The organism is Ruegeria sp. CDSB136 (assembly GCF_059610965.1).
Genome location: NZ_JBXWOP010000018.1, coordinates 41525 through 55798, shown reverse-complemented (window position 1 = coordinate 55798; position 14274 = coordinate 41525). Strand labels below are relative to the sequence as shown.

Sequence of the window (14274 nt, the reverse complement as noted above, 5' to 3'; positions counted from 1 at the left end):
AACGAACCAAAATTGGGGGGGGGCATGAAGACCGATATCAATCCACACCGATTGGACCGAAGAACTGCGCCATCTGTGCCGTATCGTTCCAACGTTTCGGCCTGCGCGTGGGGCACCAGCGCTGTGGTCGCCGAATGAGGGGGTTCGAGCCAACGGAATTCGCGACTCGTACCAAACACGCGCAGGCGTTGATGGATGACGCAGGTTTGTCCGCGCTGTTGCTTACCACGGAAACCGACGTGCGGTACTTTACCGGATACCTGACCAGGTTCTGGGAAAGCCCGACCCGCCCCTGGTTCCTGATCTTGCCTGCGGCCGGTAAACCTGTCGCTGTTATTCCCTCCATCGGTGCTTCGCTGATGGGGCAGACTTGGATTGATGATATCCGAACGTGGAGTTCACCCGACCTGCAGGACGACGGCGTCTCGCTTCTGGCCGATGCCCTGAGGGAGTTGACGCCAGCCGACGGTCGTATCGGAATGCCCGATGGTCACGAGACCCACGCGCGTATGCCCATGTCGGATATTGAACGTCTGCGTATCAGTCTTGGCTCGCGCCGTGTCACAGGAGACCACGGTATTTTGCGCCAACTGCGCACGGTCAAATCCGAGGCAGAGATCACCAAAATCGAAACCGCATGCGGCATAGCCGGTCGGGCATTCGCCCGAGTTCCCGAGATTGCCCGGGTCGGCGTGCCTTTGGATGAGGTTTTTCGTCGTTTCCAGATACTCTGTCTGGAGGAAGGTGCCGACTGGGTGCCGTATCTCGCGGGTGGGGCAGAGCAGGGCGGTTACTCTGACGTGATTTCGCCTGCCTCTTCGTCGCCTTTGGCGATTGGCGATGTACTGATGCTTGACACCGGCCTGGTCTGGGATGGGTATTTCAACGATTTCGACCGCAACTGGTCTGTGGGTCCTGCAAATCCCGACGTGAAATCTGCTTACGCTAGGCTGATTGAAGCGTCCGACGCTGCGTTCGAAATCGCGCGACCCGGTGCGACCGCGGCGGACTTGTTTCATGCCATGAATACGGTGCTGACCAAGGACTCTGAAGGCACGGATGCAGGGCGACTGGGGCACGGGTTGGGGATGTCGCTGACCGAATGGCCGTCTCTTATCCCGATGGACCAAACCGTTCTTGAACCTGGTATGGTGCTGACGTTGGAGCCGGGTATTGCGGTTGGTGACAAAATTTTGGTTCACGAAGAAAACATCGTTGTAACAGCCGACGCCCCGCGGTTTATCAGCCCGCGCATCGGGCCGGAGATGATCGAACTATGACCCACGTTCCCTACACACTTGACGACGACGACCCGCAGGCTTCGCCGCTTGGGTTGATTGTTCTGCAAGTCGACGAAACGATTGAGCCGGAATTCAGTGCGTATTTCTCAGACCGGAAGAACCCGCTTTACATAACGCGAATACCCAGTGGAATCGAGGTAACAACCGAAAGCCTCGCGGAAATGGAGAAAGCCCTGCCGGCGGCGGCGAGGTTGTTGCCAGGCGCGCGGCCTTTTCGGGTGGTTGGATATGGCTGCACGTCGGCCAGTTCGGTCATTGGATCAGAGCGTGTGGCAGAGCTTGTAAAGCAGGCGTGCAATACCGACGAAGTGACAAACCCATTGCGTGCCGCCACGGCCTGCGCAGCGGACCTGGGTGTTTCGAAGTTCGCGCTGCTTTCCCCTTACATCGAGGAGGTCAACGCACCGCTGCGAAACGCGTTCTCGGAAAACGGAATAACCATGGATGTATTTGGAACCTTCGGGCAGGCCGAAGAGGCAAAGGTTGCGCGGATTTCGGTCCAATCCGTGGTTGAAGCCGCAACTGAACTGGGATCTGATCCGTCGGTTGAAGCCGTCTTCCTTAGCTGCACGAACCTTCGCACCCTTGATGCTATCCCCGAGATTCGTGAGCAGATCGGCAAGCCGGTTCTTTCGAGTAATCAAAGCCTTGCATGGCATATGCGTCGCCTCAACGGTGTTCACTGAGCGGTAAGGTTAAATTCAAAATGCGGAAATGCGCTATATATTGTTGCCAAGTGCCTACTGCATGGTCTTAACTGCTGCTTACAGATCAATGAAATCCGATACTCTCGGATAATCATTTGACGAAACAGGGGGTCTTGTGACCGGTACATTGAACGACGCCGCGTTTGTCGAATTCCAACGCGTTCAGAAGTCTTATGATGGCGAGAACCTCGTCGTTAAAGATCTAAATCTTGCGATGCCCAAGGGTGAGTTTCTGACAATGCTCGGGCCGTCAGGTTCGGGTAAGACGACATGTCTTATGATGCTCGCAGGGTTTGAAACCGCCACCCACGGTGAAATCCTGCTTGATGGCAAGCCCATCAACAATATTCCACCGCACAAGCGCGGAATCGGTATGGTTTTCCAGAACTATGCTCTGTTTCCGCACATGACAGTGGCCGAAAACCTTTCGTTCCCGTTGGAGGTCCGCAAGCTGGGCAAGTCCGAGCGGGAGGAAAAGGTTCAGCGCGCTTTGGATATGGTTCAGATGGGCCAATTTGGAGGTCGACGTCCGGCTCAGTTGTCCGGTGGCCAACAACAGCGGATCGCCTTGGCGCGCGCCCTGGTTTTCGAACCCGAACTGGTTTTGATGGACGAACCCCTGGGCGCATTGGACAAACAGCTGCGTGAGCATATGCAGTTCGAAATCACGCGCCTTGCGCATGAACTGGGAATCACCACGGTCTACGTTACCCACGACCAGACCGAGGCCCTGACCATGTCAGATCGTGTTGCCGTGTTTGACGATGGCCGCATTCAGCAGCTTGCGCCGCCTGATCAGCTGTACGAAGAACCGGAAAACAGCTTTGTTGCGCAATTCATCGGGGAAAACAACACCTTGGAAGGTGTCGTTAAATCGATTGGTGGCGGCACATGTGTTGTCCAACTGGATGATGGCTCTGAAATCGACGCGGTTCCGATCAATGTTCACAAACCGGGTGAACGGACCAAGGTGTCGATCCGGCCTGAGCGGGTAGAATTCAACAAGAATCGCCTGCACGCGGATGCGCATACGCTGAAGGCAACCGTCGAAGAGTTCATTTATATGGGCGACGTTTTCCGGTTCCGGATGTCCGTCGCAGGGAACGATGACTTCATCGTCAAAACCCGGAACGCACCAGACGCAATCCGCCTGTCCCCGGGGCAGGAGATCGAGATTGGTTGGCTGGCTCAGGATTGTCGTGCGCTCGACGCATAGACCAAGTCGCGCGGAACAAGAGCGACCTCACTGAGGGACTGGCTGGTGAATACCCGTGCATCAGCCGACCACACACATAAACGGGAAGAACTGGGAGTTATACATGAAAACAACCAAAACATTGTTGACAGCAGCGGCGCTCGGGGCGGTTGCTGGCGGTGCCTTCGCACAGGAAATGACCATTGTTTCCTGGGGCGGGGCCTATTCCAAGTCGCAGCTGAAGGCCTATCACGAGCCCTATTCCGAGAAGACCGGGGTGACCATCCTGAACGATGACAGCTCGAACGAAGCTGTGGCCAAGCTGCGTGCGATGAACGAAGCGGGCAACATCACCTGGGATGTGGTTGACGTGGTCGCTGCGGATGCGATTCGTCTGTGCGATGAAGGGCTTGCGCTTGAAATCGACTTTGACACCCAACTCGCTCCGGCGCCCGATGGCACACCGGCCTCCGAGGATTTCGGCGACCTGCTGGTCAGCGACTGCTTTATCCCGCAGATCGTCTACTCCACCACCTTCGGTTACCGCACCGATCTGGTGGGCGATACGCCACCGACCGACATCTGCGCCGTGTTCGATCTGGAATCCTATCCCGGCAAGCGTTCGCTGGAAAAACGCCCGATCAACAATATGGAATGGGCGCTGCTTTGTGATGGCGTGGCCAAGGATGACGTCTATGACGTCTTGGCCACAGCCGAGGGTCAGGACCAGGCGCTGGCCAAGCTGGACACCATTAAAGACAGCGTTGTCTGGTGGTCCGCCGGTGCGGACACACCGCAGTTGCTGGCCGATGGTGAGGTTGTCATGGGTTCGACCTATAACGGCCGTTTGTTCAGCGTGATCGAAGAGCAGAAGCAGCCTGTCGCCATGCTTTGGGACGCGCAGGTGTTCGATCTGGACGGTTGGATCATCCCGGCCGGCCTGAGCGAAGAGCGTCAGCAGCGTGCGCTGGACTACATTATGTTCGCGACCGATACGCAGCGTCTGGCGGATCAGGCCAAGTACATCTCTTACGGCCCGGCACGCGCTTCGTCGGCTCCGTTGGTTGGTCAGCACGCCGATCTGGGTATCGACATGGCACCGCACATGCCGACCGATCCGGAGAACGCCAAGAACACGTTCCTTTACAACTACGAGTTCTGGGCTGACTACCGCGACGATATCGACGCCAAATTCCAGGCGTGGCTGGCGCAATAAGCAGCCGTTGAATTGGTGACACTGTCAGGGGCGGATTCCTGCCCCTGACCCAGAAAAAGCCAAGGGACAACAATGACTGACGCAACCCAAAACGCGGGCCCCATGCTGGCCGCTGATGGAACACCGCTTAAGCAGTCGCTGGCGCGTTCGCTACGACGGCAAAAGCTCCGGGCGTTGATGTTGGTTGCGCCGCTTCTTCTGTTTGTCCTGTTTTCATTCCTTGTTCCCATTGCATCGATGCTGTTCCGGTCAGTGGAAAACAGCATCGTGTCCGACACTCTTCCATTGACTGTTGAGGCCCTGAACAACTGGGACGAACAATCAGGAGAGTTGCCGGGCGAGGATGTGTATGACGCATTCGTGCGCGACATGATTGTTGCGATTGACAACAAAGAGCACACAAAGCTTGGCACGCGTTTGAACTATGAAGAGACTGGTATGTCCTCGATGTTCCGCAAATCCGGGCGTCAGATCAAAAAACTGGATCCTGAAACGGACGGGCCGTTCAAGGAGAAGTTGATCGAGATTCACGACGGCTGGGGGGATCCGCAAACCTGGCGGGTGATGAAAACCCATTCACCGACGATCACCAACGGTTACTTCCTGAATGCCGTCGATATGCGCAGAACGCCGGAAGGGGCGCAGGCCCAACCGGAAGACAAGCAGATCCTCATCAAGCTTTTCGGACGCACGCTGTTCATGTCGCTCGTCATAACCGGTGCCTGTATCTTGCTTGCGTACCCTGTCAGCTATCTATTGGCGACGCTTCCGATGCGGGTGTCGAACCTGTTGATGATCCTGGTGCTGCTGCCATTCTGGACATCCCTTCTGGTTCGGACATCGGCCTGGAAAGTCATGTTGCAACAACAGGGGGTCATAAACGACACACTTGTTTGGTTGGGGCTGGTAGCGGACGATTCTCGACTGATCATCATCAACAACCAGATCGGCACAATCGTCGCAATGACGCATATCCTGCTGCCGTTCATGATCCTGCCAATGTATTCAGTGATGCAAACCATTCCGGCCACTTACACACGCGCGGCCAAATCCATGGGTGCGACGAACTGGACGACTTTCTGGCGTATCTACTTCCCGCAATCCATTCCGGGGATCGGCGCCGGTTCGATCCTCGTCTTTATTCTGGCGATCGGTTACTACATCACGCCCGAGATCGTGGGCGGAACCAAAGGCGTCTTTATTTCGAACCGGATCGCCTATCACATCTCGTCCTCATTGAACTGGGGGCTTGCCGCGGCCTTGGGTACGATCCTTTTGGGGGTCGTGCTGCTGCTCTACTGGGTCTACGACAAGATCGTGGGCATCGATAACGTGAAGTTGGGATAATCAAGATGGCTGCACTGACACCGATATCCCGCAAACCCATGTCCATGGTTCTGCCAAGTGTCGCACTGGCAGGAGCATTTGCCGGCATCTTCATCGGCGCTGGAAACGGCTCGGTCCTTCTTGGAATTCTGGGCGGAGCTGTCCTGATTACGGGGCTGGCCTGGGTCTACATAAATCTAGTTAAGAATGAAAAACTCGCACGGTGGATCAACATAGTCGGATTCGGCGTCGTAGGGTTTTTGGTGGCCGGCCTGATGGGCGGCGTGTTGGGTTTACTCGGCGGCTGGTTTTTTGTCTGGTTTATCTACTGGCTGTACGAGGGGCGCTATCGGCGCAAGCTGTTGCCGTACCTGACAGCGCAACAGGTGTTTTACCACTATCTGTTTCGCGTGATCTGTGGTGCGATCTTCGTCTTCCTGATCACGCCGATCCTTGTGGTGCTGCCGCTGTCGTTCAACGCGCAGGACTTCTTCACCTTTACGCCCGAGATGCTGCGTCTGGACCCGGAAGGCTATTCGCTCAAGCACTATCGGGACTTCTTCACCAACAACGAATGGCAGCGCAGCTTCAAGAACTCGCTCATCATTGCGCCGATTGCGACGGTTATTTCGGTATCGCTGGGAACTCTGGCCGCCATTGGTCTTAGCCAGTCCCACGTTCCCGGGCGCCGCGCGATCATGGGAATTCTGATTTCTCCGATGATTGTCCCGCTGATCATCTCGGCGACGGGCATGTTCTTTTTCTACAGCGATATCGGACGGTTCCTTGAAGGCACGCTGGGCATGAACAAGAACTTCGTGGGCTATCTGAAAGTGATTTTGGCCCACGCCGTGCTGGGTATTCCCTTTGTGATCATAACCGTGACGGCGACTCTGGTCGGTTTTGACCGGTCCCTGACCCGGGCTGCGGCCAATATGGGCGCGGGGCCGGTGCGGACCTTCTTCAAGATCCAGATGCCGCTGATCCTGCCCGGCGTCATCTCGGGTGGTCTGTTTGCCTTCATCACGTCATTCGACGAAGTGGTCGTGGTACTGTTTGTCGGTTCCGCCAGCCAGAAGACCTTGCCGTGGCAGATGTTCACCGGCCTGCGTGAGCAGATCAGCCCGACCATTCTGGCGGTTGCGACAATCCTGGTGGTCTTGTCGATTGCCCTGTTGACCACGGTCGAACTGTTGCGGCGCCGTTCCGAACGGTTGCGGGGTCTTTCGCCCGCTTGACGTAGCAAACAGTCTGATCTATCGATTCACCTGTTCATCTCCGCCGCGATGGCGTCGCGGCGTCTAAGGAGGTGATCGGCTCTCGGACCCCGAGACCGCCTGTCCTGAACGCCGGGACATGTGGCCGGGGATTGCACACCCGGCAAGGATGAGAGACCAAAGATGACTGACATTTCAAACCGCCCCGAGTTCTTCACCTGCCACAATGGTGACAAGGCCCCGTTGCCGTTCAGCAAGGCCGAGTATGACCGCCGTCTTGGCAAGCTGCGCGCCATCATGGCCAAGCGGGATATCCCCGTCGTGCTGCTGACGTCGATGCAGAACATCGCCTACTACTCGGGCTTTCTGTATTGTTCCTTCGGTCGCCCGTATGGCTGCGTTGTGACCCAAGACAACTGCACCACCGTGTCCGCCAATATCGATGCCGGGCAACCGTGGCGCCGGTCGGTTGAAGACAACGTGATCTACACCGACTGGAAGCGCGACAACTACTGGCGTGCCGTTGCAAGTCTGATCGGAAACGCCAAGCGAGTCGGTGTAGAATGCGACCACATGACCATTGCGGCGCGTGAAACTGCCCTGCGCATGCTGGGTGCCCCCGAGTTGGTCGATGTCGCGCCCGATACGATGGCGGCTCGTATGGTCAAATCCGCAGAGGAAATTGAACTGATCAAGGGCGGCGCGCGCACTGCGGATGTTGGCGGTGCGGCCATTCACGCGGCCATCCGCGAAGGCGTAACCGAGATCGAAGTTGCAATGGCGGGTCGAGACGCGATGGAAGAGGAAATCGCGCGTGCCTATCCGGATGCCGAATACCGCGACACCTGGGTTTGGTTCCAGTCCGGTCTGAACACCGATGGCGCACATAACCCGGTGACAAAACGCGCGCTGCAAAAGGGCGATATCCTGTCCCTGAACACCTTCCCGATGATCTCGGGCTATTATACCGCACTGGAACGGACCCTGTTTCTGGGCGAGCCGGATGCCGACAGCCTGCGCCTATGGAAGGCAAACGTGGCAGCGCACGAACTTGGCCTCAGCCTGATCAAGCCGGGTGCCACCTGTTCCGGCATCACTGCTGAGATCAACCGGTTCTTCGCCGACGAAGGCCTGCTTCAGTATCGTTCTTTCGGCTACGGCCACTCGTTCGGCGTTCTGAGCCATTACTATGGTCGTGAGGCCGGTCTGGAATTGCGTGAGGATATCGACACCGTGCTGGAACCCGGCATGGTCGTTTCGATTGAGCCGATGCTGTGGATTCCCGAAGGCCAGCCCGGTGCGGGCGGTTACCGGGAACACGATATTCTGGTGGTGGGTGAAGACGGGGCCGAAAACATCACCGGTTTCCCATACGGACCGGGTCACAACATTATCGGTGCCTGATGATCAATGGGGTGGAGCTTTGGCTCCACCCTTTTTTGGGATGCGCGCCGAGCAGGCAAACTTCGGCAATAATAGTGTTCCGGTTTTCGACGTATGGAGATTTCCCGAAAGTCGAAATTCCCACGAAATGTAGACTTAGTCAGCCAGACGCGGGCAGGGCGGCCGTCCTTCTAGGAATGCCAAGCCTTCGGAAATCAGTTTCCACCCGCTCTCCAGTCTTCAACCCTTCGCGTGCCAGCCGTTGTCGACATAGGTGGCTGTTCCATTAACGAAACTCGCGTCATCCGACGCAAGGAAGACCACGGTTCTGGCCACTTCTTCAGGGTAGCAGATGCGCCCTTGCGTTGCGGCCATGCCGCTGTCCTCCCATTCCTGGCCGGCGGCGTCCAGTTCAGCAATTTCCTTCAGCCCATGTGCTGTTTCAACAAATCCGGGACAGACCGCATTGCAGCGTATTCCGGCGTCCCGATACTCGGTCGAGATCGTGCGGGACAGTTGCAGGACGGCGGCCTTGGACATGCAGTAGACGGACTCCAGCGCGTACCCCAACTCGGCAGCGATCGACGAGGTGATGACGATCGAACCACCGCCGTTCTCGGCCATCTCTTTCACCGCGCGTCTGCAAACAAGGAAAGCAGATTTCACGTTCAGGTCCATCAGCCAATCGTATTCTTCTTCCGATGTCTCATGCAGTGATTTTACGATGATCGAGCCTGCATGATTGAACAACACATTGTATGCCCCGAACTCGGCGACGCTGGCATCAAATGCGGTGTCGATATCACGGGCGCTGGTGACGTCGCAGTGAAAGAACTTAGCTTTGCCGCCCTGATCACGGATCATCTGAGCTGTTTTCTGACCCTCGTCATCGTTGATATCGAAGATCGAAACAGTTGCGCCTTCCTGCGCGAACAACAGGGCCGTTGCACGCCCCATCCCTGTTGCTCCGCCGGTGATGACAGCCGTCTTTCCTTCCAGTCTTGCCCGGTGTGCCATCAATCCCTCCCGTTTTTCAGATACACTCACCCCCGTCGATCACCAACGCGTGGCCCGTTATGAAGGTGGACATGTCAGAGGCCAAAAACACGACCGCGTCGGCGATTTCATCGGCCTTTGCCCAACGCCCCATGGGGATGCTGTTCGCGATATAACTTTCCAAAGCCACCCGCCCGCCCATCTGGGTTTCAAAGCCAGCGTTGAATGGTGTGTCGACCCAACCGGGGCACAGCGCATTGAACCTGATATTGTCCTTGGCATAGTCCGCAGCCATCTGGCGCACCATCGCCACAACTGCGTGCTTCGTGGTCGCATAGGCAATCATTTCGCGGTCGTACTGCACCCCAGAATTGGAAGAAGTGATAATGACGCTGCCGCCGCCCTGAGTACGCATCTGCCCGACCACCGCCCGTGCCGCAATGAAATGCGCCCTTACGTTTAACCTCCAGCTTTCATCCATGCCTTCGGGGCTGACCTGTTCCAACGTGCCCTCGACCTGAATACCTGCGTGCGAATGCAGTATGTCCAGTCGGCCTAGTTTTTCGATTGTCGTCCGGAGTGAGCCAACAACGGCGCTGTCATCCGTCATGTCCAGCGCAATGCTGTCGGCACTGCCGCCATTTTCCATGATTTTTTGGGCGGTCGCTTCGGCCAGTTCACCGACAAGATCGGTTACGACAACGTGCGCTCCACACTCAGCCATCGAGATGGCACTGGCCCTTCCGATACCGGATCCAGCCCCGGTCACAAAGGCAATGCGACCGTCGAGAGAGGTCATTTCAGAACGTGTCTTCATAAGCTTAACGGCTGTCATTTCTTCTTGTCTCCCCTCCGCAGAAGGACCTGGGCTGTGATCAATAGGACCAATGACGCGGCCAGAACCATTGTGCCTATGGCGTTGATCTCTGGCGTGACACCGCGGCGGATTGACGAAAACACGTAGATTGGAAGCGTTGTCTCGGACCCGGCGACAAAGAATGCGATGATGAAATCGTCAAAGCTGAAGGTGAAGCTTAATAGAAACCCGGCCAATATCGCTGGAAAGATTAATGGCAAGGTGACCTGTCTGAAGGTGCCAAATGGCGTCGCATAGAGGTCCGACGACGCCTCGGTCAGGGTGGCGTCCATGCCGGAAAGTCTTGCGCGAACAATGATCACGACCAGTGCCATCGTGAACATGGTGTGCGCCGCAATGAGAGAGCCCATACCCATGTTGAGCTTTGGGGGCTCAGCCCCTTCGGGCCAGAGCGCTGCAATACCCGGGTTCACGAAGTTGAACACGGTGACAAGTGCGATCAGGGTCGCAATTCCGATGACGATGCCGGGGATCATGATGGCCACGTAGATCAAACCGTCGAAGGCCGTGCGCATCGGCCCGCGGATACCTTGCAAACCCACAGCCGCCATTGTTCCGAACAAAGAGGCCAGAGTGGCCGATACAAGTGCCACGATAAGGCTGGTTTCCAACGCATCCATGACGAACGGGTTGTTCAGCGCCTTGCCGTACCATTGCGTGGACAAACCCTGCAGCTGGCTGGCATGGCGTCCGGCATTAAAACTGAACAGCGCTATGACCCCGATCGGGATGTAGAGAAACAAATAAACGCACAGAGCATACAGTCGCATCTTATCCCCCTACATCAACGATACGTCTTCGCGCTGGGTCCCCAGTCGCGAGATCAGGCGCATGTAGATCGTGACCGAGATCAGCATGATGAATACCAGCGTTGCCGCCACCGCCGATCCATAAGCCCAGTTGCGCGATTGCAGGAACAGATCGACCAGCGCGTTGCCAACAAAGAACACTTTGCCTCCGCCCAGCAGCGCCGGGATCAGGAATTCCCCCATCAGGAGGATAAATACGAGCAGACAGCCCGTGGCGACGCCGGGTACCGACAGCGGCAAAGTCACTTGCAGGAAGGTCCGCACAGGTGTGGCACCAAGGTCTGAAGAGGCTTCGAGCAGACGCTTGTCCAGCCGGTCGAGACTGACGAAGATCGGAAACACCATCAGCGGAAGGTAGCCATAGATGATGCCAATCAGGACCGCGAAAGGTGTATTGATAAGACGTGGCTTTGCGAACCCGATAAAGTCGATCAGTTCTGGAATACCGCGCCCGCCCAGCAGGAATATCCACGCATAGCTGCGGATCAGGATCGAGGTCCAGAACGGAACGATCACCAGAACCAGCAGGACGGTTTTCCATTTAGGATCAGCCCTGACGGCCAGAAAATACGCCAGCGGATAGGCTATGAACAAGGCGGCAATGGTGCCGACCGGGGCCAGCACCATCGTGTTTTTGAACGCCGTCCAACGTGCCGGAAGGTTGGCGTATTGTTCCAGCGTGAAAGCCGGCACATAGCCGCCAGCCGGGCCGCGTTCCCCAAAGCTGAAGATAAGAACGACCGTCAGCGGCAGCACAAGCATCACCAGGAACCAGGTCCCGGCCGGGGCCAGCAAGAGCCAGTTGCGCGTTCTCGCATTCATGTCGTTCTTATCTCCGGTTTGCGGACTTTAGGCAGATTTGAACCGGGCCATAAGTTCAGCGCGGTTCGGATCGGTCAGCGTTACCGCCGCACCGAATTCAAGCGCGTCCAGAAGTTCCTGCGCCGGATAAAGGATCGGGTCATTCTGCAACTCCTCCGGCAACATCGCGATCGATTTCGCATCTGCTGTCGGGTAGCCGTGCGCCAGCACCTCTTTGACGTTCACGGCGGGATCCAGCAGGTAGTTGATCAGCGCATAGGCTGCATCCATGTGGGGCGCCCCTTTCGGAATGGCGTAGTAATCGCTCCACAACTCGCCGCCTTCCTTGCCGAGGATGTACATGATCTCGGGCATGTCGGTGTTAAGCTGTTTGCCGTCACCAGACCAGGCCATCGCCAGTGTCGCGTCTCCGCTGCGCATGGACGGCTGGATGTCCGATGAAATTGCAAACAGGTGCGGCTTTGCGTCAATGAGCAGTTTCTCGGCGTCGGCCAGCTCTTTCTCGTCGACCGAGTTGAAGGAATAGCCAAAGTACTTGAGCGCGTTCCCGATCGTTGTCAGCTGATAGTCATGTACGATTGTACCGCCAGACAGATCTCCCATCGTCAAATCAAAGAACTCTTTCCAGCTCGACGGCGTGGGCGCACCGTTGAGTTGGCTGGTATTGGCGACAAAACCGGTCGAGCCCCAGTTTTTGGGAACGGCGTAGAGCTTGCCATCGACCGAGCCGGCCTCGGCATAACGCGGGTCATAGGCGGACGCGTCGTAGTTCGGCAGCCGCGATGTATCAAGCGGTTCGATCAGGTCTTCACTGACATAGGTGGTGATGGTGTAATTGGTCGGGACGTACACGTCCCAGCCGGTTGCCCCGGCCTGAAGCTTGGCCAACATCTCTTCGTTCGACCCAAAGACGTTGACCTGAACATTGGCACCGGTCGCTTCGGCAAAGGCGTCAAAATTGGCGGTGTCGTGGTAGTTCGGCCAGGTGGCGAGAACCACGCGATCCCCAATATCGCCGGATGCCCATGCGGGACCTGGCCGAAGACCCGGCACGGCCGAGCCAAGCACAGCCGTCGCCGCCCCCAGACCCGTCACACCGAGAAAGTGCCGGCGTGTGACCGAACCGCGCTTGTAGCGGTACAGCTCTTCCATGAATTTCTGCTTCGAGATGTGATCCGGTGTTTTTGTCATGAGTTTTCCCCTGTTGGCTGGATCCGTTAGGTTAGTCTCCGGAAAGGATGAGCGCTCCGCTGGCGTTCCAGGACGCAAAGAGCGGCTCATCCACTTTGAACGATCCCTCGTTCAATTCTGACTGGCGTGGCGACAACACCAGGAACTCTCCCAGTGTGTCATGCCTGACCAGGTATTCGGTATGTTCCCCCAGAAAGATGCGATTGAGGACTGTGACCCCAAGGTCGGTTTCTGCCTTTGATGTCCTGCTGAGGTGGATTTGTTCAGGCCGAACGCTCAGGCCGACGGCTTCTCCCAAATTCAGATTGAATGGGTTCTGTCCCGTGACGGATTGCCCGGTAACCAGCTGCACATCGGCATTTTGGTTACTTGTTGCAGTGATCGAACCGTTGAAGATGTTGGTCGTGCCAACAAAACCAGCCACATATCGGTTTGCTGGCCGGTCGTACAGGTCCTGTGGGCTGCCAACCTGCTCGATCCGGCCGTCGCGCATGATGCAGATCCTGTCACTCATCGACAACGCTTCTTCCTGATCGTGGGTTACTAGGACAAAGGTGATGCCCAGGCGGCGCTGGATGTTTTGCAGCTCGATCTGCATTTCCTTGCGCAATTTTCTGTCCAGCGCCGCCAGCGGTTCATCAAGCAGCAGCAGCTTGGGTTCGTTCACGATAGCTCGGGCAAGTGCTACGCGTTGTTGCTGTCCACCGGACATTTCCCAAATTCGGCGCGCTTCGTACCCTTCGAGCCGAACAATTTCCAATGCCTTGCTGACCTTTTGCGCGATCGTCGCTTTGGGCAGCTTCGGGCGCCGCTGTTTCAGACCGTATCCAATATTCTGTGCAACGGTCAGGTGCGGGAACAGTGCGTAATGCTGAAACACCATGTTGACCGGACGCAGATGGGCATCCAGCGAGTTCACCACCTCTCCGTCCAGCAAAACATCGCCTTCCGACGGGCTTTCAAAACCTGCCAGCATTCTAAGAGCCGTTGTCTTGCCGCACCCGGACGGACCTAGAAACGACAGAAACTCTCCTTCTGCGATTTTAAGGTTTAGATCATTGGCCGCCAACACGTCCCCAAACCTTTTGGACACGCCGCGAAGCTCGGCGATAGTGCTTCCTGTCGATCTGTCCGGTTGTTGGGTATATTCACCGTTTGGCATTTTTTCGGGACATATCCTCATTTTTAAAATACCACTTGTTTCAGGTAAACGGTAAAAAGTTTGTCGATTCTT

The 14274-nt window shown here is 56.7% G+C and carries 13 protein-coding genes; 7 read left to right on the top strand and 6 right to left on the bottom strand.

The window, feature by feature from the left end; genetic code table 11:
• The first annotated feature begins 134 nt into the window (after positions 1-134).
• The 7 genes from AC2FIR_RS18280 (at position 135) to AC2FIR_RS18250 (ending at position 8366) form a co-directional block, all read left to right on the top strand.
• Positions 135-1280: a M24 family metallopeptidase gene (locus AC2FIR_RS18280; protein ID WP_496762857.1), complete on the top strand. Its 1146-nt coding sequence runs from the start codon at positions 135-137 to the stop codon at positions 1278-1280.
• Positions 1277-1987, top strand: a complete 711-nt coding sequence (locus AC2FIR_RS18275) for a maleate cis-trans isomerase family protein (protein WP_496762856.1) — start codon at positions 1277-1279, stop codon at positions 1985-1987. The genes AC2FIR_RS18280 and AC2FIR_RS18275 overlap by 4 nt, the downstream gene beginning before the upstream one ends.
• Before the next feature lie 136 nt (positions 1988-2123).
• A complete protein-coding gene (locus AC2FIR_RS18270) occupies positions 2124-3224 on the top strand; it encodes an ABC transporter ATP-binding protein (RefSeq protein ID WP_170614522.1) in 1101 nt (366 codons plus the stop codon).
• A 103-nt stretch (positions 3225-3327) separates the two neighbouring features.
• Positions 3328-4419, top strand: coding sequence for an extracellular solute-binding protein (locus AC2FIR_RS18265; RefSeq protein ID WP_496744304.1), 1092 nt, complete (start codon positions 3328-3330; stop codon positions 4417-4419).
• Positions 4420-4491: 72 nt separating this feature from the next.
• Positions 4492-5766, top strand: coding sequence for an ABC transporter permease (locus AC2FIR_RS18260; protein ID WP_170614524.1), 1275 nt, complete (start codon positions 4492-4494; stop codon positions 5764-5766).
• Positions 5767-5771: 5 nt separating this feature from the next.
• Complete coding sequence (locus AC2FIR_RS18255; RefSeq protein ID WP_496744306.1) at positions 5772-6983, top strand: ABC transporter permease; 1212 nt, start codon at positions 5772-5774, stop codon at positions 6981-6983.
• A 162-nt stretch (positions 6984-7145) separates the two neighbouring features.
• Positions 7146-8366 (top strand): aminopeptidase P family protein, encoded by a 1221-nt coding sequence (locus AC2FIR_RS18250; RefSeq protein WP_496744308.1) that lies wholly within the window; start codon positions 7146-7148, stop codon positions 8364-8366.
• A 219-nt stretch (positions 8367-8585) separates the two neighbouring features.
• Here AC2FIR_RS18250 and AC2FIR_RS18245 read toward each other — a convergent pair whose 3' ends face one another.
• From AC2FIR_RS18245 to AC2FIR_RS18220, 6 genes are read right to left on the bottom strand one after another with little or no spacing between them, the layout of a single operon-like run.
• Positions 8586-9362 carry an SDR family oxidoreductase gene (locus AC2FIR_RS18245; RefSeq protein ID WP_321253963.1) on the bottom strand — a complete coding sequence of 259 codons (777 nt, stop codon included), beginning with the start codon at positions 9360-9362 and terminating at the stop codon, positions 8586-8588.
• 16 nt (positions 9363-9378) lie between these two features.
• The gene (locus AC2FIR_RS18240) at positions 9379-10176 is read right to left on the bottom strand and encodes an SDR family NAD(P)-dependent oxidoreductase (protein WP_496744310.1); all 798 of its coding nucleotides are present in this window, start codon (positions 10174-10176) and stop codon (positions 9379-9381) included.
• A complete protein-coding gene (locus AC2FIR_RS18235) occupies positions 10173-10988 on the bottom strand; it encodes an ABC transporter permease (RefSeq protein ID WP_170614528.1) in 816 nt (271 codons plus the stop codon). Before AC2FIR_RS18235 ends, AC2FIR_RS18240 begins: the two co-directional genes overlap by 4 nt.
• 9 nt (positions 10989-10997) lie before the next feature.
• Positions 10998-11849: an ABC transporter permease gene (locus tag AC2FIR_RS18230; RefSeq protein WP_321253960.1), complete on the bottom strand. Its 852-nt coding sequence runs from the start codon at positions 11847-11849 to the stop codon at positions 10998-11000.
• A 27-nt stretch (positions 11850-11876) separates the two neighbouring features.
• Positions 11877-13040, bottom strand: a complete 1164-nt coding sequence (locus AC2FIR_RS18225) for an ABC transporter substrate-binding protein (protein WP_321253959.1) — start codon at positions 13038-13040, stop codon at positions 11877-11879.
• A 31-nt stretch (positions 13041-13071) separates the two neighbouring features.
• Positions 13072-14202, bottom strand: coding sequence for an ABC transporter ATP-binding protein (locus AC2FIR_RS18220; protein WP_496744313.1), 1131 nt, complete (start codon positions 14200-14202; stop codon positions 13072-13074).
• Positions 14203-14274 lie beyond the last annotated feature (72 nt).

Bases quoted from the DNA above. Each gene is read 5' to 3' on its own strand.
- AC2FIR_RS18280 (WP_496762857.1), top strand. From the start codon at position 135: ATGAGGGGGTTCGAGCCAACGGAATTCGCGACTCGTACCAAACACGCG.
- AC2FIR_RS18275 (WP_496762856.1), top strand. From the start codon at position 1,277: ATGACCCACGTTCCCTACACACTTGACGACGACGACCCGCAGGCTTCG.
- AC2FIR_RS18265 (WP_496744304.1), top strand. From the start codon at position 3,328: ATGAAAACAACCAAAACATTGTTGACAGCAGCGGCGCTCGGGGCGGTT.
- AC2FIR_RS18260 (WP_170614524.1), top strand. From the start codon at position 4,492: ATGACTGACGCAACCCAAAACGCGGGCCCCATGCTGGCCGCTGATGGA.
- AC2FIR_RS18255 (WP_496744306.1), top strand. From the start codon at position 5,772: ATGGCTGCACTGACACCGATATCCCGCAAACCCATGTCCATGGTTCTG.
- AC2FIR_RS18250 (WP_496744308.1), top strand. From the start codon at position 7,146: ATGACTGACATTTCAAACCGCCCCGAGTTCTTCACCTGCCACAATGGT.
- AC2FIR_RS18245 (WP_321253963.1), bottom strand. From the start codon at position 9,362: ATGGCACACCGGGCAAGACTGGAAGGAAAGACGGCTGTCATCACCGGC.
- AC2FIR_RS18240 (WP_496744310.1), bottom strand. From the start codon at position 10,176: ATGACAGCCGTTAAGCTTATGAAGACACGTTCTGAAATGACCTCTCTC.
- AC2FIR_RS18235 (WP_170614528.1), bottom strand. From the start codon at position 10,988: ATGCGACTGTATGCTCTGTGCGTTTATTTGTTTCTCTACATCCCGATC.
- AC2FIR_RS18230 (WP_321253960.1), bottom strand. From the start codon at position 11,849: ATGAATGCGAGAACGCGCAACTGGCTCTTGCTGGCCCCGGCCGGGACC.
- AC2FIR_RS18225 (WP_321253959.1), bottom strand. From the start codon at position 13,040: ATGACAAAAACACCGGATCACATCTCGAAGCAGAAATTCATGGAAGAG.
- AC2FIR_RS18220 (WP_496744313.1), bottom strand. From the start codon at position 14,202: ATGCCAAACGGTGAATATACCCAACAACCGGACAGATCGACAGGAAGC.